The organism is Acinetobacter sp. BHS4 (assembly GCF_018454425.1).
GTDB classification, from domain to species: Bacteria; Pseudomonadota; Gammaproteobacteria; order Pseudomonadales; family Moraxellaceae; genus Acinetobacter; species Acinetobacter pittii.
The window spans coordinates 3,574,830-3,596,122 of sequence record NZ_CP075323.1; the positions used below are offsets into that span (position 1 = coordinate 3,574,830).

Genomic DNA, 21,293 nt, shown 5'->3' on the forward strand with positions numbered 1-21,293 from the left:
CTTCATAAGCAGGTAGCCTAGTGTGTTTTTGTGGAGTATTTATCCCGCTTAAGTAATAAAATAATGGCTCTTTAATATGTTTATGTAATTACAATTTAAAATTGTTATAAATAAATATAAATAAAAAAGGCACCCTAAGGTGCCTTTTTTAGTGCCAGTCTAAACTTAGAATTGTTCAGAGTTTAATGCTTGGCTAAATGCTTGGTCTACTTCGCTGAAGTCATTATGAAGCTCATGCTCTGCAGCTTCTGCTTCTTGACGACGACGCTCTAAGTGGTACGCGAGACCAGTACCTGCCGGAATCAAACGACCTACTACAACGTTTTCTTTCAAGCCACGTAAATCATCTTCTTTACCTGTTACAGCCGCTTCAGTTAACACACGAGTTGTTTCCTGGAACGATGCAGCAGAGATGAACGAGTCAGTAGAAAGCGATGCTTTCGTAATACCCATCAATTGACGTTCAAACTTCGCAGGGAACTTGTTCTGAGCCAAGACAGCTTGGTTCTCTTGAACAACGCGGATGTAATCCACTTGCTCGCCTTTAATGAAGCTTGTATCACCGCCATCAGTGATATCAACTTTACGCAACATTTGACGTACGATAACTTCAATGTGCTTATCGTTGATTTTTACACCTTGGAGACGGTAAACGTCTTGAACTTCGTTCACGATGTAGTTAGTTAATGCAACTTCACCTTTCAAACGCAAGATGTCATGTGGGTTTTGTGGACCATCAGAAATAGTCTCACCACGGTTCACATGCTCGCCTTCGAATACGTTGATTTGACGCCATTTTGGAATCAATTCTTCGTAAATCTCAGAACCATCATCAGGAGTAATTACCAAACGGTTTTTACCCTTAGTCTCTTTACCGAAGCTTACAACACCTGATACTTCAGCAAGAATTGCATGCTCTTTTGGCTTACGCGCTTCGAACAAGTCAGCTACACGCGGAAGACCACCGGTAATATCACGAGTACGTGATGTTTCTTGTGGTACACGACCAATAACGTCACCCACACCAATCGTTTCGCCATCACGGACAGTTACGATTGTATTTTGTGGCAAGAAGTAGAACTGTTCGCCGCCATCTGTTGTATCCAACACGATTGCAGGACGTAAATCCTTACCAGAAGCAGGACGAGCTGTTACAGGCAAGATTTCAACAGTAGTCATACCAGTTGCATCATCAGTTTTCGATGTTGCAGTTACGCCATCAGCGATTTGGCTGAAGCGCGCTTTACCAGCAACTTCTGTTACTAATGGATGTGTATGCGGATCCCAAGTCGCTACGATACCGCCAGCTTCTACAGCTTCACCATCTTTCAACAAGATGCTTGCACCGTAAGGAAGTTTATAACGCTCGCGCTCACGACCTAAATCATCGGCAATACCAATTTCACCTGAACGTGAAACTGAAACCAAGTGGCCTTTTGCATGTTGTACAGTTTTCACGTTATGGAAACGTACAGTACCTTTGTTACGTACTTGAACACTGTTCGCAGCAGAAGTTCGGCTCGCAGCACCACCAACGTGGAACGTACGCATCGTTAACTGTGTACCTGGCTCACCGATTGACTGTGCAGCCATTACACCAACTGATTCACCTGGGTTCACCAAGTGACCACGTGCAAGGTCACGACCATAACAACGAGCACATACACCGAATGTTGATTCACATGCGATTACTGAGCGTACTTTAACTTCATCGACACCAGCTTCTTCAAGCTGAGCTGCGATTTTCTCGTCAATTAACGTACCGCGAGGTAATACAACTTCATCATCAGATGCACGACGTACATCTTCAGCAGTTACACGACCTAATACGCGGTCACGTAATGGCTCGATGACATCACCACCCTGAATGAATGGAGTCATTACTAAACCACCCGCTGTACCACAGTCAGGTTCAGTAATTACCAAGTCTTGCGCTACGTCTACAAGACGACGAGTCAAGTAACCAGAGTTCGCAGTTTTCAATGCTGTATCGGCCAAACCTTTACGCGCACCGTGTGTTGAAATAAAGTACTGAAGTACTGTTAAACCTTCACGGAAGTTCGCTTTAATCGGAGTCTCAATAATCGAGCCATCCGGTTTTGCCATCAAACCACGCATACCAGCAAGCTGACGAATCTGTGCCGCACTACCACGGGCACCCGAGTCAGACATCATATAGATGCTGTTGAATGATTTTTGTTTCTCATCTTCACCTTGTTTGTTTTTAACAAGTGTATAAGACAAGTTATCCATCATTGCTTTAGCAACTTGGTCGTTTGTACGCGCCCAGATATCGACAACTTTGTTATAACGCTCACCAGCAGTTACGAAACCTTGTTCGAACTGTTGTTCGATTTCACGAACTTCTGTTTCTGCTTTATCAATAATTGTGTGCTTAGTAGGTGGAATGAGCATGTCTTCCATACCTACAGATACACCTGAACGAGTCGCTTGACGGAAGCCCAAGTACATTAATTGGTCAGCAAAGATAACTGTATCTTTCAAACCAAGTTTACGGTAGCAAGAGTTGATCAATTTAGAGATGTTCTTTTTAGTCATCTCAAGGTTGATCATGTCAAAGCTTAAGCCTTGTGGAACAATTTCCCAAAGCAAACAACGACCAGGTGTTGTATCAACAATAATAGTTTGATGTTCACGTTCAACATTTTCATTGATAACAGTTTGGTGTACACGTACTTTAACACGCGCATGGATCGCAACCTGTCCAGTAGCAAGTGCACGGTTTACCTCATGAGTATCTGCAAACACCATGCCTTCACCTTTGGCATTTACAGCATCACGTGTGATGTAGTAAAGACCCAAGACAACGTCCTGAGAAGGAACGATGATTGGCTCACCGTTTGCTGGTGACAAGATGTTGTTTGTTGACATCATCAATGCACGAGCTTCTAACTGTGCTTCAAGTGTCAATGGAACGTGTACCGCCATTTGGTCACCATCGAAGTCGGCGTTAAACGCAGCACAAACGAGTGGGTGAAGACGGATTGCCTTACCTTCAATAAGAATAGGTTCAAATGCTTGAAGACCTAAACGGTGAAGTGTTGGCGCACGGTTCAACATTACTGGGTGTTGACGAATTACAGAAGCAAGAACGTCCCAAACTTCCGGAGTCTCACGCTCAACCATTTTCTTCGCAGCTTTAATGGTAGTTGCCTGACCTGAAGCTTGTAGTTTCGCGAAAATGAATGGCTTGAATAATTCAAGTGCCATTTTCTTCGGAAGACCACATTGGTGAAGACGTAAAGTAGGACCTACAGTAATTACCGAACGACCAGAATAGTCAACACGCTTACCTAATAAGTTCTGACGGAAACGACCTTGTTTACCTTTGATCATATCTGCCAAAGATTTTAATGGACGCTTGTTAGAACCAGTAATTGCACGACCACGACGACCGTTATCAAGCAATGCATCTACAGACTCTTGTAACATACGTTTTTCGTTACGTACGATGATATCTGGAGCAGCAAGGTCAAGAAGACGCTTCAAACGGTTGTTACGGTTAATGACACGACGGTATAAATCGTTCAAGTCAGAAGTCGCGAAACGACCACCTTCAAGTGGAACTAATGGACGTAAATCAGGTGGAAGTACCGGAAGTACATTCATCACCATCCATTCTGGCTTGTTGTTTGAATCTTTGAATGCTTCCATCAATTTCAAGCGTTTAGACGCTTTTTTCAACTTCGTTTCAGAAGTTGTTTGAGGAATTTCTTCACGTAAACGTGCGATTTCAGCTTCAAGATCGATATCTTTCAACAAGTCCTGAACCGCTTCTGCACCCATTTTCGCAGTGAATTCATCACCGTGTTCTTCAAGTGCATTAAAGTATTCTTCGTCTGTTAAAAGTTGATACTTTTCAAACGGAGTCATACCTGGGTCAGTTACAACGTATGATTCGAAATACAATACACGTTCGATATCACGAAGTGTCATATCTAATAATAAACCGATACGGCTCGGTAACGATTTTAAGAACCAGATATGTGCAACTGGAGAAGCAAGTTCAATGTGACCCATACGTTCACGACGAACTTTCGCTGTAGTTACTTCAACGCCACATTTTTCACAAATGACGCCTTTGTATTTCATACGCTTGTATTTACCACACAAGCATTCGTAATCTTTTACTGGACCAAAAATTTTGGCACAGAACAAACCGTCACGTTCAGGTTTAAAAGTACGGTAGTTAATTGTCTCAGGTTTTTTAACTTCACCATGAGACCATGACTTAATCATTTCTGGTGACGCAAGACCAATACGGATACGGTCAAACTCAATTGGTGCATGACCATCTGAGTCCGTTTTCTTACGCATGATATCGAGCAAGTCTTTCAATTTTTTTCTCCGTGTGTCGGGAAGCAACGCTTACCCGACTGGGTCACAAATATTGTTTTTACCTAAAAAATCGTGAGTCTTACGACTTAATCACCATTTTTCAGTTCAATGTTGATACCTAAAGAACGGATCTCTTTGGTCAATACGTTGAACGATTCAGGCATACCCGGATCCATGTAATGGTTACCATCTACAATATTCTTATAAATGCGTGTACGACCTTCAACGTCATCCGACTTAACAGTTAACATCTCTTGGAGAGTATATGCTGCGCCATAAGCTTCGAGTGCCCAGACCTCCATCTCACCGAAACGCTGACCACCGAATTGTGCTTTACCACCAAGCGGTTGCTGTGTAACAAGAGAGTAAGAACCAGTTGAACGCGCATGCATCTTGTCATCAACCAAGTGGTTCAATTTGAGCATGTACATGTAACCCACAGTTACAGGACGGTCAAACTGTTCACCAGTACGGCCATCAAACAATACTGTTTGGCCTGTACGAGAGATACCAGCTAACTCAAGCAAGTCTTTAATTTGGCTTTCTTCAGCACCATCGAATACAGGAGTAGCCAAAGGTACACCGGCACGTAAGTTGCCTGAAAGTGCCAAGACTTCAGCATCAGTTAAGCTATCAAGATCTTCTTGCTCACCACCGACTTTGTTATAAATCTTGTCTAAGAATTCACGCAGTTCTAAAACTGTACGCTGTTCTTTCAACATTTTCTCGATTTTATCACCAAGTCCTTTAGCCGCCATACCTAAGTGAGTCTCAAGAATCTGACCCACGTTCATACGAGATGGTACGCCCAACGGGTTCAATACGATATCTACCGGTACACCGTTAGCATCGTGTGGCATGTCTTCAACAGGTAAGATGTTAGATACAACACCCTTGTTACCGTGACGACCAGCCATCTTATCACCAGGCTGAATACGACGTTTAACAGCTAAGTAAACTTTAACAACTTTCAATACGCCAGTTGTTAGTTCATCACCTGTTGCAAGCTTACGTTTCTTCTCAGCGAATTTCTCATCAATTTCTGCGCTCTTTTCTTTTAAGAACACTTGAATTTGAGTTAAACGCTCAGCGATTGCTTCATCTGCCGGTTGAATTTCAAGTAAATCAACAAGCTCTAAACCAGATAACACTTCTTCAACGAGTTTGTCACCACGTTTAGTTGAACCACCGCCATTAGACTCTTGGCCTTTAAGCAAACGAATTACACGCTCACGAGCTGCTTCTTCAAAGATCTTGTATTCTTCTTTCAAGTCTTTACGGTAAGCATCAAGTTGTGCTTTTTCGATCGCCAATGCACGGTCATCTTTCTCTAAGCCATCACGAGTGAAGACTTGAACATCGATAACTGTACCTTTTGTACCAGATGGAACACGTAAAGATGAATCTTTAACGTCAGCTGCTTTCTCACCAAAGATTGCACGAAGCAATTTTTCTTCAGGAGTTAACTGAGTTTCACCTTTAGGCGTTACTTTACCAACAAGGATGTCACCTGCTGTAACTTCAGCACCGATATAAACGATACCTGATTCATCAAGTTTAGAAAGTGCAGCTTCACCAACGTTAGGAATATCGGCAGTAATTTCTTCTGCACCTAACTTAGTATCACGCGCTACACAAGATAATTCTTGAATATGAATAGAAGTTAAACGGTCTTCTTGAAGTACGCGCTCAGATAATAAGATCGAGTCTTCATAGTTGTAACCATTCCAAGTCATGAACGCAACGCGCATGTTTTGACCAAGCGCAAGCTCACCCATATCTGTAGACGGACCGTCTGCCAAGATATCACCGCGAGCAACTTTGTCGCCCAAATTCACGATAATATTTTGGTTGATACAAGTATTCTGGTTAGAACGCGTATATTTAATGAGGTTGTAGATATCTACACCAGCCTCACCAGCGATCATTTCATCTTCGTTTACACGAATAACGATACGAGAAGCATCTACGTATTCAATTGCACCACCACGGTTTGCGATCACACATACACCTGAGTCACGTGCAACGTTCGCTTCCATACCTGTACCTACAAGCGGTTTATCCGCACGTAGAGTAGGAACTGCCTGACGTTGCATGTTTGAACCCATAAGTGCACGGTTCGCGTCATCGTGTTCAAGGAATGGAATAAGTGATGCAGCAACAGATACGACCTGCTGAGCAGAAACGTCCATATGCGTCACTTTTTCTGGTGGCATACGTACGAATTCACCTTGATGACGAACAGAAACGAACTCTTCTGTTAAGTTGCCATCTTTATCTACTGCAGAATCGGCCTGTGCAATAACAGTACCTACTTCTTCAATCGCAGAAAGGTATTCAACTGCATCAGTTACTCGACCATCTACCACTTTACGGTAAGGTGTTTCCAAGAAACCAAAGTCATTTGCTTTTGCATATACTGAAAGCGAGTTGATTAAACCAATGTTTGGACCTTCCGGCGTTTCAATTGGACATACACGACCATAGTGAGTTTGATGTACGTCACGTACTTCAAAGCCCGCACGTTCACGTGTTAAACCACCAGGCCCAAGCGCAGATACACGACGCTTATGCGTAATCTCAGATAATGGGTTGTTTTGGTCCATGAACTGAGATAATTGGCTTGAACCAAAGAATTCTTTGATTGCAGCTGCAACTGGTTTAGCGTTAATTAGATCTTGTGGAGACAAGTTATCTGTTTCTGCTTGACTTAAACGTTCTTTAACTGCACGTTCAACACGAACTAAACCAACACGGAATTGGTTTTCAGTCATTTCACCAACAGAACGTACACGACGGTTACCCAAGTGATCGATATCGTCGACTTCACCTTTACCGTTACGGATTTCAACTAATGTACGTAATACATCAATGATATCTTCGTGCGATAAAATACCTTCTACTTCACGTGACTTCTGGTCAGTACCAACTTCGTATGGACGACCCAAACGACGGTTGAACTTCATACGACCTACTGGAGATAAGTCATAACGCTCAGAAGAGAAGAATAAGTTATTGAATAAGTTTTCAGCAGCTTCTTTTGTTGGCGGCTCGCCTGGACGCATTACTTTATAAATTTCAACTAATGCTTCTTCACGACCAGCCGTTGTATCTGCACGCAGAGTGTCAGCAACAAACGAACCACGGTCAATATCGTTCGTAAACAAGATATTGAACTGTTTAACACCACCTTCTGCCAACTTCACCATAACTTCATGGCTTAACAAAGTATTCGCAGCAATTACCTCACCATCACGCAAAGTAATATTTTCAGCAGTGATACGCTCATATAAGTATTCATCAGGAACTGAAAGTTTTGTTAAACCAGCAGCTTCCATTTGACGTACGTGACGAGCATTAATACGTTTACCTTGCTCAACAATAACTTTGCCGTCATTGTCAGCAATATCAAATTGAGCCATTTCCCCACGTAAACGTTCAGGTACTAGGTCAATCTGGTAACTGCCCATGTCAAGATACACAGGTACTTTTTCATAGAACAAATTCAAGATTTGTTCGTTGTTATAACCTAGTGCACGTAACACAACAGTAGCAAGTAATTTACGACGACGGTCAATACGTACGTAAACTAAGTCTTTTGCATCAAATTCGAAGTCTAACCATGAACCACGGTAAGGAATGATACGTGCTGAATACAACACTTTACCACTTGAGTGGGTTTTACCTTTATCGTGATCAAAGAAAACGCCTGGTGAACGATGTAATTGAGATACGATTACACGCTCAGTACCATTAATGACGAATGTACCGTTTTCAGTCATGAGTGGAATTTCACCCATATAGACTTCTTGTTCTCGTACGTCTTTAATAGATTTAGTTTCGCGATCTTTAATAATCAAACGAATTTTAACGCGCATTGGTGCCGCATAAGTCGAACCACGAAGAATACATTCGCGTACATCGAACTCAGGTTTACCAAGGCTATACTCAACAAATTCTAAAGCAGCATTGCCAGAATAACTTTCGATAGGAAAAACTGAACGAAATGCGGCTTGGAGACCGATATCTTCGCGGTTTTTTGGAGTTTTGCCATCTTGCAAGAATGTTCTGTACGAATCGACCTGAATCGATAGTAAGTACGGTGCATCCATTACTTGGGGCAATTTACCAAAATTCTTACGGATCCGTTTCTTTTCGGTATATGAGTATGCCATCTGGAGTCCTCGGAAAGTAAACCAAGCCCGCCTGCAGAACGGGCTCAGAAGGAATTACGCAGGCCGATATGGCCACCACTGTTTACAAATGCTGCAATTTTTAGTGGTATAAAAACGCTTAACAATATTTTTAAAAAAGAAAAATATTGGTAAACATTTGAAATTACTTGTTTTATTTGAATTTTTCTAAAAAACAAACAAAACTAACAAAAATCGAGCCGATTATTGTAACGCAAAAAGGCTGATGACCCAAGAGCCATCAGCCATTTTATGGAGCCGATTTAAAAACCGACTCCTTTTACAATTACTTAAGTGTAACTGTAGCACCAGCTTCTTCAAGTTTCTTCTTAAGTTCTTCGCCTTCTTCTTTAGAAACGCCTTCTTTAAGAACTTGAGGAGCACCTTCAACTAGGTCTTTAGCTTCTTTAAGACCAAGGCCAGTTGCTTCACGAACTGCTTTAATTACAGCTACTTTGTTAGCACCGAAAGAAGTCAACTCAACGTTGAATTCAGATTGTTCTTCAGCAGCAGCAGCAGCGCCACCAGCTGGAGCAGCAACAGCAACAGCTGCAGCTGAAACGTTGAATTTCTCTTCGAAAGCAGAAATTAATTCAACAAGTTCAAGAACAGTTTTTTCAGCAACTGCGTTTAAGATTTCTTCGTTAGTTAAAGCCATGAGAATAACTCCAAATGGATATTGAATGGTGTGTAAAATTGATTAAGCAGCTTCTGACTCGTTTTTCTCTTTGAGCGCTGTAATAAGGCGACCCAATTTCGAAATAGGAGCTTGAAGGACAGAGGCAAGCATAGTAAGAGCTTTCTCTTGGTTCGGAAGGTTTGCAATTACGCTAACGTCAGCACCTTGATAAACTTTGCCGTCAAATGCAGCAGCTTTTAACTCAAATGCTTTGTTAGTTTTAGCAAAATCTTCGAACAAACGTGCAGCTGCACCCATGTCATCTTCAGAAGTTGAAAAACCTAGAATTGTTGGACCAACAAGGTTGTCGTTCAAGATATTGAATTGAGTATCTTGAAGTGCGCGTTTAGCCAAAGTGTTACGTACAATACGTGTAGAAACACCTAACTTACGAGCTTCAACACGAAGTGTTGTTAATTGCTCTACGCTTAAGCCTTGGTAGTCAGCAACAACGGCTGCAAACGCCTTAGAAGCAACTTCACTTACTTCCGCAACGATCTGTTTTTTGTCTTCAATAAGAAGAGCCATTGTAAAACCTCCTAAGGTGATTTATGTACCCAATGGGCACACTCCCAATTCGTAAGCCTTTCGACTTACACGCGGAGGAGGAACAAATCACACCACCGCGTCTACGCAGGCTGGTTTATTAAGAAAAGTGCTATTCAAAAATGACATCTCTTCGCCTGAGGTCTTTGACGCTGATAAATTCTCATTTATCAATTCAAAGTCCGCCTGACGGGTAAGGGATAGAGCTTTGCTCCACCCAACCAAATAGAAAATATTTCTATTTAAGTTCTGTCCCCAATCAGGACTTTAAAATTCTTTACTAAGTCTAGACTTAGTTAGAAACGTTGTTTACATCAACAGTAAGACCAGGACCCATAGTTGAGCTCAAAGTGATCTTTTTGATGTATACACCTTTAGAAGTTGCAGGTTTTAACTTTTTCAAGTCAGCAACTAAAGTTTCAACGTTTTGACGGATAGCAGCAGCATCAAAGCCTACTTGACCGATCGCAGCATGGATAATACCCGCTTTGTCTACACGGTAACGAGCCTGACCAGATTTAGCGTTTTTAACAGCATTTGCTACGTCAGGAGTTACAGTACCAACTTTAGGGTTTGGCATTAAACCACGTGGACCAAGAATTGTACCGAGCTTACCAACAACACGCATAGCGTCAGGAGCAGCGATTACAACATCAAAGTCAAGGTTTCCACCTTGGATGCTTTCAGCAAGGTCATCAAAACCTACAACATCAGCACCAGCTTCTTTAGCAGCTTCTGCTTGCGCGCCTTGAGCAAATACAGCTACACGTACAGTTTTACCAGTACCTGCAGGTAATGTAGTTGCGCCACGAACAACCTGATCAGATTTACGTGGGTCTACACCAAGATTTACAGCTACATCCAAAGATTCTTTGAACTTTGCAGCAGGTAGGCTGTTAAGAACTTGTACTGCTTCTTCCAAAGTGTAAACTTTGTTTGCTTCAACAGCAGCAGCAATGGCTTTTTGACGTTTAGTTAACTTTGCCATGTCTTATAGCTCCACTTCCAAGCCCATAGAACGTGCAGAACCAGCGATGGTACGAACACGTGCGTCTAAATCAGCACCAGTCAAATCCGGTTCTTTAGTAGTCGCAATTTCTTCTAACTGAGCACGAGTCAACTTACCAACTTTAGTTTTGTTTGGTACAGATGAACCCTTTTGAATACCAGCAGCTTTCTTAAGAAGAATAGAAGCTGGAGGAGTTTTCATGATGAATGTGAACGACTTGTCGTTGTACACAGTAATCACTACAGGAATTGGAAGACCTGGTTCAACTTTTTGTGTAGCAGCATTGAATTCTTTACAGAATGCCATGATGTTTACACCACGTTGACCTAATGCAGGACCAATTGGTGGAGATGGATTTGCTTTACCAGCTGGAACTTGCAGCTTGATATAGCCGTCAATCTTCTTAGCCATTTTAAAATACCTCTGGGTACAAACGCCGCTAGGCTCCCCAATCTTTACGCAACATTACTGTTACAACAACAATGCCCGATAAAATCGGGCGCTTTTCAACCAATTGAGATTAAATCGTTTTTTCGACTTGGCGAAACTCGAGTTCAACCTGAGTTGGTCGATTAAATACATTAATCGTCAACGTTAAACGTGACTTGTCGTATTGAACCTCTTCCACCACACCTTTAAAGTCTGTGAATGGACCGTCAATAACAAGTAATTCTTCACCTGGTTCAAACATCGTTTTAGGACGTGGCGCTTCACCAGTATTACGTACACGCGCAAGAATCGCATCTGCTTCACGTTGAGTGATTGGTGCTGGTTTTTCAGGTGTGCCACCAATAAAACCTAGAACCTTTGGACATTCTTTAACGATATGCCAAGTATCATCATTCATTTCCATTTCGACTAACACATAGCCAGGAAAGAATTTACGCTCAGATTTACGTTTCTTACCATCCTTCATTTCTACCACTTCTTCGGTAGGAACAAGGACATCACCAAAGCTATCGGCAACAGCGCTACGCTGGATTCGTTCTGTAAGTGAACGCATCACTTGTTTTTCATAGCCAGAGTAGGCATGAATAATGTACCAACGTTTCATAGCTCTTTTACCCGATAATCAACTTAATTAACCAACCCAAACCATAGTCAAAGCACCATAAAACCAATGATGCGACAACTACAACCAATAGAACCTGCCACGATGTAGTGACTGTTTCTTGTTTTGTTGGCCAAGTTACTCGACGCAATTCGACTCGTGCATCTTTTAGCAAGCGAACGAAGCCTTTACCTTGATGGGTGGCGTATAATAAACCTAAAGCCACAACGATACAAGCAAAAATTGCCCCAACGCGCACCCAAACATTATTTGCAGGTGCCCAATACGCTGGCAAATGTTGATTCACCATGGTAGCTAAAAGCAACAATGCTATTGCAATCACCCATAGAACAATATCTAAAGGCGAACCAGAACGAACAACTTCAGCAGAATTATTTCTTTGAGGAATTGGCGCGTCGCTCAATGCGTCACGCGATTTATCATTCGACATTTTTGTACTCGTCGTAGAACTCGCGACTTATTATATGAACAACTAAGCCAGCATCAAGCTTTTTATTTCAAAATATGGCAGGTCAGGAGGGACTCGAACCCCCAACATTCGGTTTTGGAGACCGACGCTCTACCAATTGAACTACTGACCTATAATGCAAGTTGAGAGCCAAAGCCCTCAACCTGAGACGTAATCCGTCACTATAATATGCTTATGCAGTTACTTTCGCAACAACACCAGCACCTACAGTACGACCACCTTCACGGATCGCAAAACGTAGACCTGGGTCCATTGCGATTGGGTGGATTAATTCTACTGACATTTCAACGTTGTCGCCTGGCATAACCATTTCAACGCCGTCTTGTAATTGGATTGCACCAGTTACGTCAGTTGTACGGAAGTAGAACTGTGGACGGTAACCATTTAAGAATGGAGTGTGACGACCACCTTCTTCTTTAGAAAGTACGTATACTTCTGCGTCGAATTTAGTGTGCGGCTTGATTGTACCTGGTTTAGCAAGCACTTGACCACGTTGTACGTCTTCACGCTTAGTACCACGAAGTAAGATACCACAGTTCTCACCTGCACGGCCTTCGTCAAGAAGTTTACGGAACATTTCTACGCCAGTTACAGTTGTTTTAACTGTATCTTTAATACCAACGATCTCTACTTCTTCACCAACTTTAACGATACCAGCTTCTACACGGCCTGTTACTACAGTACCACGACCAGAAATTGAGAATACGTCTTCGATTGGCATTAAGAATGCTTTGTCGATAGCACGTTCTGGTTCTGGGATGTAAGAGTCAAGCGCTTCAACAAGAGCAAGAACTGAAGACTCACCATATTGACCAGCATCGCCTTCCAACGCTTTAAGCGCAGAACCACGGATAACTGGAGTGTCATCACCAGGGAAGTCATAAGTAGAAAGAAGTTCACGAACTTCCATTTCTACTAATTCAAGTAATTCTTCATCATCAACAAGGTCACACTTGTTCAAGAATACGATGATGTAAGGTACACCAACCTGACGAGAAAGAAGGATGTGTTCACGAGTTTGTGGCATTGGACCGTCAGTCGCAGCACACACAAGGATCGCGCCGTCCATCTGAGCAGCACCAGTAATCATGTTTTTAACGTAATCGGCGTGGCCCGGGCAGTCAACGTGCGCGTAGTGACGAATTGGAGAATCGTATTCTACGTGTGAAGTATTAATTGTAATACCACGTGCTTTTTCTTCAGGTGCTGAGTCGATTTGTGAGTAATCTTTCGCTTCACCGCCGTAAGTTTTTGCACAAATTGTTGCAATCGCAGCAGTTAAAGTTGTTTTACCATGGTCAACGTGACCGATTGTGCCCACGTTTACGTGTGGCTTATTACGTTCAAACTTAGCCTTAGCCATGTTTATAGTCCTCGTTTACGTCGAACACAATTCTGAGCAAAAACTCAGCATCGACATATCGCCTAAAAAATCAAACACCCAATACTTGAAAAGCAGACTAATAAGCCTGCTTTTTAAATCTTTGTAGAAAATCTACTAAACTGTATCTGGAGCTCTTATCGAGATTTGAACTCGAGACCTCTCCCTTACCAAGGGAGTGCTCTACCACTGAGCTATAAGAGCGATTATCCTTCGATGGAGCGGGAGACGAGGATCGAACTCGCGACATGCAGCTTGGAAGGCTGCCGCTCTACCAACTGAGCTACTCCCGCACTGTGTTGGTATATATACCACTTCAATCGAAGTTAATGGTGGTGAGAGAAGGATTCGAACCTTCGAAACTTTCGTAGCGGAGTTACAGTCCGCCCCCTTTGACCGCTCGGGAATCTCACCATATCACACTTATTTCAGTGTTGTTCTTTACTTCACAACTACACACCTTTAAGATGGTGCCGGCACACGGATTCGAACTGTGGACCTACTGATTACAAGTCAGTTGCTCTACCAACTGAGCTATGCCGGCTCTTCTTAGTGTTTCGTACGTTTCGTATCGGAACGGTGTGCAGTTTAGCAAAACTTCCAAACGATGCAAGCGGTTTTTTAAAAAAAACCGCTAAAAACTCATAAAATCAATCCGTTTGATGATAATTCAACCGCTTTGATCACTGCGCGAGCTTTTATTTGCGTTTCATTCCATTCAGATTCAGGATTTGAGTCCGCAACTAGACCTGCTCCAGCCTGTACATAGACCTTTTTATCTCGAATAACACAAGTACGGATTGCAATCGACATATCCATTTCCCCGTGCCATCCTAAATATCCTACTGCCCCACCAAACACACCTCTTTTCACAGGCTCAACTTCATCAATAATTTCCATTGCACGAATTTTTGGTGCACCCGATAAAGTACCAGCTGGGAAAGTTGCTTTAAATACATCTAGCGCATCGATATCATCACGAACTTCGCCTTGTACATTTGAGACAATGTGCATGACATGTGAATAGCGCTCAATCACCATTTGATCTGTCACTTGCACCTTGCCAATTTTAGAAACTCGCCCAACGTCATTTCGACCAAGGTCAATCAGCATTAAATGCTCAGCGATTTCTTTTTCATCAGAAAGCAAATCTTTTTCTAAAGCAAGATCTTCTTCTTTAGTTTTTCCACGTGGTCTGGTACCTGCAAGAGGACGCACTGTCGCAATACCATTTTCTAAACGAGAAAGAATTTCTGGCGATGACCCTACAATATGGAATGGCTTTTTATCTGTAATCGTTTGCCCTTGTACCAAAAATAAATAAGGCGATGGGTTCAAATGACGTAAAGCACGATAAACTTGTAATGCCTGTCCATCGAAATCAGAAACCATACGCTGCCCCGGAACAACCTGCATCACATCACCAGCACGTATATATTCTTTAACTTTTTCGACTGTTTCTAAGAATTTCGCTTTACCAGTAATTGATTCAAAATGTGGAGGTGTATGTGGCTTAGCTTGCAGACTTACTGGTGTAGCTAACAATTGCTCTAATTGATCTAATTTTTGCTGAGCGTCTTCATAAGCATTACTCTGCTCTGTATCCGCATGAACAATTAAAAATAAAGTATCTTTAAGGTTGTCAAAAACAATGACAGTCTTTGATAGCATCAACCACAAATCCGGCAATGTAATTGGGTCAGCTGTAGGAACATTTTTTAAACGTGGTTCTATGTAACGAACAGCATCATAGCCCAAATAACCTACTAATCCGCCAGTAAAGGTTGGCAAATCCGGCAAGAGCTCAGCAGATGGCACTGTAAATTGCTTCTGAAATTCACGAATATATTGAAATGGGTCTTGGCAATCTTGTTGTGTAATTGAGCCATCAGCATGTTGTATAGATAGAACACCTGCATTACATGAGAAAACCGTCGACTCTCCTAAACCAATCATAGAGTAGCGTGCCCAATTTTCGCCACCTTCGACTGACTCAAATAAATAAGCTTGCGTGTGGTCTTTAAAACGAGCGAAAACAGATAAAGGTGTTTCTGTGTCTGCTAAGCGTTGGCGATAGACTGGAATTGTGTTGTAACCAGCAGCCTTAAGTTGCTCGAATTGCACTAATGTTGTCATGAATTTTCTCTAATATGGTTTCGATTTAAAAGTGTGTTTTTCTAGATTCGGTTTAGACACGCCATCGAAAAACCATACGCTTATTCATTCTGATCTCCATTTCATTCATTAAATAATTAACTCAGCAAGACTATCAACAACTTGCTGAGGTTGGCAATCATAGATATTTTCTCCATGATTATAGCCATAGCTAACCACAATACAATCAATTCCAGCACGACGCGCAGCCTCAATATCATTACTTGAATCGCCAATCATTAATGATTGTGAAGCAGATATTTTTAGGCTTTGCATACAATGCAATAATGGCAATGGATGAGGCTTTCTCTCAGGTAAGCTGTCCCCACCAAGTACGACTTGAAAATATGGAGAGAGCTGTAAAGCATCAAGCAAACCTTGGGCAAGTTGTACAGGCTTATTGGTAACGCATGCCATTTGTATATTTAAGGTTTTACAGTGTTTTAAAAACTCGGTTACACCAGGATAAATTTGAGTATTTACACAAAGCTCGGCACTGTAAATATCAACAAATTTCTGCAGTAGAATTTTATGCTGTTCAGCATCTAATTTCCCAAAAATATGAAACAGAACACTTTCACAAAGTTTAGATACTCCCTTACCGACCCATTCTCGTATCTGGGCTTCTGTTATTAAAGGCCAGCCTAATTCTTGCAAGCTTAAATTCATTGATCTATATAAATCAGCAGCAGAATCAACCAGTGTTCCATCCAAATCAAATAAAATTAAATCGCGCTTATTTAGTTGTGCAACAGACATCTTGTTCTTCTCAAAATTAAAAAGGCATGCTTTTAGCATGCCTTGATTGTAAAAGCAGCAAAGGATTATTTAAAGAATAACCATGCTAATACAGCTAAGATTACTAAAATAATAATAGTTATTAAACCAACCGAGGCATTCTTCTGTTGCTCTCTTTCTTCAGCAACACGAGAAACCGGTTCATCAAAAGCGATAGGTGTTTGCTGTTGTGCATTAATATCCACACCCTCTGGAATAGGTGCAGGTTTTGGAATAGAAATATTCTGCGGCATACCATCGCGACGAACTTCTACTTCTGCGGCACGCTCCGCAAGACTCGGCATTCCTTGATCGCTTAAATCTGGAGAGGATGTCGTATTTACAGGTTCGGCTTCAATTTCAGGTAATTCCGTGATTTTCTGTGCAGGCGCTAGTACAGAAAATTTAAAACTAGCAAACTGAACAATATCACCATTATGTAGCTGCTTTTCTTGCTCAATACGAATATCGTTTACAAATGTGCCATTAGAAGAATTAAGGTCTTGCACCCATAGCGCTTGATCTTTTAGAAGCAATGCAGCATGGCGACGTGAAATTTCAGCAGCTTGTAACAACACATCAGCATCTTGATGACGCCCTACTAACATATCACGATCAACATTAATTTCTTGGCCAGTAATTTCACCAGTAATTGCTTGTAGTTTCCAAGTCATGCGTATGTCCTATTCATTTTTTATCAATCATAACATGCTACTACTGTGCTGTGCTTGGGCGCAGTGTCGTTGTTGTTACTGTATTTTTAGTACGATTAACTTCAGGATCAGGTAACTGTAAAGTTTGCTTTTGCACTGCTGGCTCTACGGCTACAGGTGTAGTTACCGTCGAGGTTTTTCCACCTGAAGGAACTTGTTGATAGTTTTTTGGCTGAGAGGCAATACTCGGTGGTGTCATCTTTTGATTATAGACATCATCAACTTGCTCAGGCAGTTTTGCAAAGTTGCCATTTTTATCCATAGCCAATTGCAAGCTATAAAGCTGGCTATAGCGCTGCTGAGACAAACGGCGCACATCATTTGCATCACCCACAATTGTTGGGTGGATAAAAACAAGAAGGTTACGCTTCACATTACTTCGAGTATCCGAGCGGAATAATCTACCTAAGTATGGAATACTGCTTAACCCAGGAATACCTTGACGGTTAAATTCAACATCGTCAGATACTAAGCCACCCAAGACTACTGTCTGTCCATGCTCAGCCAATACGGCTGTTTTTATAGCACGTTTGTTTGTAATCAAATCGGCAGCCTGCCCCTTACTCGCCTGAACATTTGAAACTTCTTGTTCAATTTCAAGTCGAACTGTGCCATTTTCACCTATGTGAGGTATAACTTTTAATGTCACACCGACATCTTTACGTTCAACCGTGGTGTAGGGGTTGATCCCCGTACTGTTTGTAGTGACCGATCCTGTTACAAATGGAACGTTCTGACCGACAACAATATAAGCTTCTTCATTATCCATCGTTACAATAGAGGGGGTAGACAATAAATTAGAAGCTGTATTCTCTTTTAAAGCTTGAATTAAAGCTCCATAAAGCTGACGAGAACCATCCGCACCCTCTTTATACTTCCCTAATGCAATTGAACTACCTGCTCCAATTGCACTTCCCAAACCAGAAGCACCGCCAGTTAAGTAACCTGCTGCCAATGAAGCTAGACTTGAACCTGCATTCGTAAAGTTAATTAGACCAATACCACTATTAATGTCACCAAGTGCCCATTGCACCCCTAATTGATCAGCATCTTTACCTGAAACCTCAATAATCGCAGCCTCAATCAGAACTTGCTGACGACGAACATCAAGCTGCTGAATAGCAGATTCAATTTCGCGCATTAATTGAGGATCTGCCTTAACCACTAAAGAGTTTTGGGCATTATCCGCAATAATGCTCACCCCATTTTGGCTAAAGCTAGAGATATTGTTCTGATTATTATTGTTCGAATTACCGTTTAAATTAATAGATGGCGTAGAAATTGAGCTCCCATTTGAACCAGAGGTGTTTGAACTAGAATTCTGGTTATTACCCATCAAATTATTGATCGGATTCGATGAATTAGAAGAACTGTTATTACTATTTGACGAAGAAACAGCTTGTCCTGTTACAAGGCCTTGCAAAATCTCTGATAAATTTTTTGCACTTGCATATTTCAATCGAAAAACTTTTAAACCACCTAAACGGTCGGCCGAAGGCACATCCAGCATTTCAATCATATGGCGAATACGCTTACGCGTTTCAGGATCGCCCTTAACTAAAATACGATTGGTTCGGTTGTCTGCAATAATACGTATACGTGCACCGTTAAAATCTTTCGATGCTCCCGTAGCACTCATTGCCTCCAGTTGAGTAATGATTTCTTCAGCTTGGCTCGACTGAAGGTTTATTGCCTCAATATCATTCTGACCAGTACCATCTAGATTACGAATAATATTTTCAAGTTGGTAAATATTTGCTGCACGGTCCGAAACAATCAGTGCATTAGTCCCCGCAATTGCAGCCATATGCGCAAATTGTGGCATTAAAGGACGAAGTGCTGGAATTAGATCATTAGGATTGGTATTTTCAAGCCAAATAACCCGAGTAACAATCTGATCACCACGTAGTCTGTTTCTAGAATCGTAAGGGATTCCCGAATTTTTGACATTACTATCTGGTACCAGTTTAATAGTGTTACCCGAAGGAATTGCCACCACACCATTTACGTTTAAGACCCCAAGAAACAGGTCGTAAACTTCATTTTTATTGAGGGGTTTATTCGATATTACTGTGACGTTACCGCGTACTCGTGGATCTACTGCAAAGTTTTTACCCGTAATATCTGCCACTTCATTAATAAATGCAGTTAAGTCAGCATCACGTAAATTGATCTTCCATGTTTGGGCATAGACACTGCTGCTCACTGTCGCAATCAATGGGGCTGCTGCAAGTAATGCCCAAAGTGGACGTTGATGATTCAATAAAGCCATAACTTGCGATAATTCCTAACTCTTATGGTGACGTGTTATCACTAAAAATTTTGTTGTATGGTCATCACTTGATCACCACGTTTTATTTCTATTTTCACTTGCCCAGCTCGTCGAGCCTGTTCAAGTAACTGCACATCCGTTTGTCCCTGCCCAACCGTTTGACCGTTTAATGAAACAATCCGATCGCCCGGCCTTAAACCTAACTTATTTCGAAGCGCAGTGGGTGTACGTTCTGTAACTTCAAAACCCTCACTGGAGTTCCCACTAACACCCATGTCACGCAGATATTGTTCACGGTTGCCTTGCATTTGCTGAATAGCTTGCCCTAACGCCTCTTGAGCAGTATTAACAGGTGCTGACGACTGAGGTGCAGTAGCAGTTGGTTGTGATGCATCTGGCGTCATAGGTTGATATAAACCGTTTGGCAAACCTTTAAATTGGAGTTCACGGGTACTTCCATTACCTTGACGTAATATCACGTGATCCCAATAAACTTCTGCCAACTGATAAGAGGTAGAACCTATTGTTTCTCCTACCCGATATCGGTCGGCAGTATTATCTAGCTTAATAACAGCTGAGGAAAAACGATTCGGATAACCCAGCATTACGCCTTGTAATTCTAGGTTGACATTTTCTTGTGCTGCATTGGCTGAAGGTTCATTAAAAAGTGAAAAAGTACTAATGTTAGGAATTTGTGGCTGCTGTGATCCTAACTCGACCCGATCAAATTGCATCATTTGAGGAGGCGCAATTACCCACCAAAATAATGAAGCTAATTTCCAACACAACCATAAAATTAAAAAGGCAAATACAATTACACTTAACCGATCTAATTTTTGCCACTGTAATTGCTGTAATTTCTCAATCCATACTTTCATTAGTTACCCCCTTGTATTAAGGGTTGACGAGAACTAATGACAAACGTATCCAAACCAGCTTTTCCATCATAAGATGGAATATTAAGTAATAATCTTTGGGTGAGCTGCACATCAAGCATCATGTTGGCATCTAATAAGAGATTCGCCATTTTTTGACTGCGTTGATCACGTATATCAACTTGTAATTGTCCATTTTGATCCGTTAATTGCCCATTTAAAGAAGGCATATTCATACGGTCTTGACGATCACCAATATTATAAATTAAAGCACCGCCACCCCAATGTAATTGACCATCAACTGCTGCGAACCCCTGCTCTTTCTTATAATTAAACTCAATATCTTTCAGTTGAATGCTGTTCGTAGGCCATTGCCAATTCACAATTTGTTTTAATGTTTCAGGCGCAATTTGACCATTCATAGCCTTTACAATTACTTTTTTCCCCACACCATAGCCCATTACCCCAGCTAATTGGGTATTACCACTATGGATATCTACATCAGCAGCGAACCTTAATAAAAACAGGTCAAGAGGTCTAGTTTTCCAATGAATCGAACCTCTCAAAGTACCACGCCGCCAATCTGCTTGGCCTTGCCAGATATTTCCACTTACATTGTGTAGAGTTTGATTATTCTTTGAAAATTTAGAAATAAGCCAAGTCGCCGGGATCTGTAAAATAATAAAAATTAAAAATGCAATGAGGGCAAAAAACCACCACTTCCATTGCTTAGACTTTTTCTTCATTCAGCCTTACCAACATGCAAATTATCGTCCTTATTTTGAGAGTAGCTC

General features: G+C 41.6%; 15 protein-coding genes and 5 tRNA genes. All 20 read right to left on the minus strand.

Annotated elements, in window-relative coordinates:
• Positions 1-165 precede the first annotated feature (165 nt).
• Positions 166-4,359 (minus strand): DNA-directed RNA polymerase subunit beta', encoded by a 4,194-nt coding sequence (rpoC, locus tag KIP84_RS17150; RefSeq protein ID WP_213688971.1) that lies wholly within the window; start codon positions 4,357-4,359, stop codon positions 166-168.
• A gap of 86 nt (positions 4,360-4,445) precedes the next feature.
• Positions 4,446-8,534: a DNA-directed RNA polymerase subunit beta gene (gene rpoB, locus KIP84_RS17155; RefSeq protein WP_002114857.1), complete on the minus strand. Its 4,089-nt coding sequence runs from the start codon at positions 8,532-8,534 to the stop codon at positions 4,446-4,448.
• A 304-nt stretch (positions 8,535-8,838) separates the two neighbouring features.
• Entirely contained in the window at positions 8,839-9,210 is a 372-nt protein-coding gene (gene rplL / locus KIP84_RS17160; RefSeq protein WP_001229360.1) for a 50S ribosomal protein L7/L12, read from the minus strand.
• 42 nt (positions 9,211-9,252) lie between these two features.
• Positions 9,253-9,759, minus strand: a complete 507-nt coding sequence (gene rplJ / locus KIP84_RS17165; protein ID WP_002115099.1) for a 50S ribosomal protein L10 — start codon at positions 9,757-9,759, stop codon at positions 9,253-9,255.
• Between the two features lie 310 nt (positions 9,760-10,069).
• On the minus strand, positions 10,070-10,765 hold the full coding sequence (gene rplA / locus KIP84_RS17170; protein ID WP_005804118.1) for a 50S ribosomal protein L1: 696 nt from the start codon (positions 10,763-10,765) through the stop codon (positions 10,070-10,072).
• Positions 10,766-10,768: 3 nt separating this feature from the next.
• The gene (gene rplK, locus KIP84_RS17175) at positions 10,769-11,197 is read right to left on the minus strand and encodes a 50S ribosomal protein L11 (protein WP_001074682.1); all 429 of its coding nucleotides are present in this window, start codon (positions 11,195-11,197) and stop codon (positions 10,769-10,771) included.
• A gap of 109 nt (positions 11,198-11,306) precedes the next feature.
• Complete coding sequence (gene nusG / locus KIP84_RS17180) at positions 11,307-11,840, minus strand: transcription termination/antitermination protein NusG (protein WP_002115092.1); 534 nt, start codon at positions 11,838-11,840, stop codon at positions 11,307-11,309.
• Positions 11,841-11,847: 7 nt separating this feature from the next.
• The gene (gene secE / locus KIP84_RS17185; RefSeq protein ID WP_002114837.1) at positions 11,848-12,288 is read right to left on the minus strand and encodes a preprotein translocase subunit SecE; all 441 of its coding nucleotides are present in this window, start codon (positions 12,286-12,288) and stop codon (positions 11,848-11,850) included.
• 75 nt (positions 12,289-12,363) lie between these two features.
• Positions 12,364-12,439, minus strand: a tRNA-Trp gene (locus KIP84_RS17190).
• A gap of 60 nt (positions 12,440-12,499) precedes the next feature.
• Positions 12,500-13,690 (minus strand): elongation factor Tu, encoded by a 1,191-nt coding sequence (tuf, locus tag KIP84_RS17195; protein WP_005065785.1) that lies wholly within the window; start codon positions 13,688-13,690, stop codon positions 12,500-12,502.
• A 147-nt stretch (positions 13,691-13,837) separates the two neighbouring features.
• Positions 13,838-13,912 (minus strand) — tRNA-Thr (locus tag KIP84_RS17200).
• 13 nt (positions 13,913-13,925) lie between these two features.
• Positions 13,926-14,001 (minus strand) — tRNA-Gly (locus KIP84_RS17205).
• Between the two features lie 37 nt (positions 14,002-14,038).
• Positions 14,039-14,122, minus strand: a tRNA-Tyr gene (locus KIP84_RS17210).
• A gap of 54 nt (positions 14,123-14,176) precedes the next feature.
• Positions 14,177-14,252 (minus strand) — tRNA-Thr (locus tag KIP84_RS17215).
• Between the two features lie 98 nt (positions 14,253-14,350).
• Positions 14,351-15,844: an anthranilate synthase component I gene (gene trpE, locus KIP84_RS17220; RefSeq protein WP_213688972.1), complete on the minus strand. Its 1,494-nt coding sequence runs from the start codon at positions 15,842-15,844 to the stop codon at positions 14,351-14,353.
• A 108-nt stretch (positions 15,845-15,952) separates the two neighbouring features.
• Positions 15,953-16,621, minus strand: coding sequence for a phosphoglycolate phosphatase (locus KIP84_RS17225; protein WP_213688973.1), 669 nt, complete (start codon positions 16,619-16,621; stop codon positions 15,953-15,955).
• 65 nt (positions 16,622-16,686) lie between these two features.
• Positions 16,687-17,313 (minus strand): FHA domain-containing protein, encoded by a 627-nt coding sequence (locus KIP84_RS17230; protein WP_204086950.1) that lies wholly within the window; start codon positions 17,311-17,313, stop codon positions 16,687-16,689.
• Positions 17,314-17,353: 40 nt separating this feature from the next.
• Complete coding sequence (gene gspD, locus KIP84_RS17235) at positions 17,354-19,624, minus strand: type II secretion system secretin GspD (protein WP_068557577.1); 2,271 nt, start codon at positions 19,622-19,624, stop codon at positions 17,354-17,356.
• Between the two features lie 41 nt (positions 19,625-19,665).
• The gene (locus KIP84_RS17240) at positions 19,666-20,502 is read right to left on the minus strand and encodes a type II secretion system protein N (RefSeq protein WP_213688974.1); all 837 of its coding nucleotides are present in this window, start codon (positions 20,500-20,502) and stop codon (positions 19,666-19,668) included.
• Positions 20,502-21,245, minus strand: coding sequence for a type II secretion system protein N (gene gspN / locus KIP84_RS17245; protein ID WP_032005861.1), 744 nt, complete (start codon positions 21,243-21,245; stop codon positions 20,502-20,504). The genes KIP84_RS17240 and gspN overlap by 1 nt, the downstream gene beginning before the upstream one ends.
• Positions 21,246-21,293 lie beyond the last annotated feature (48 nt).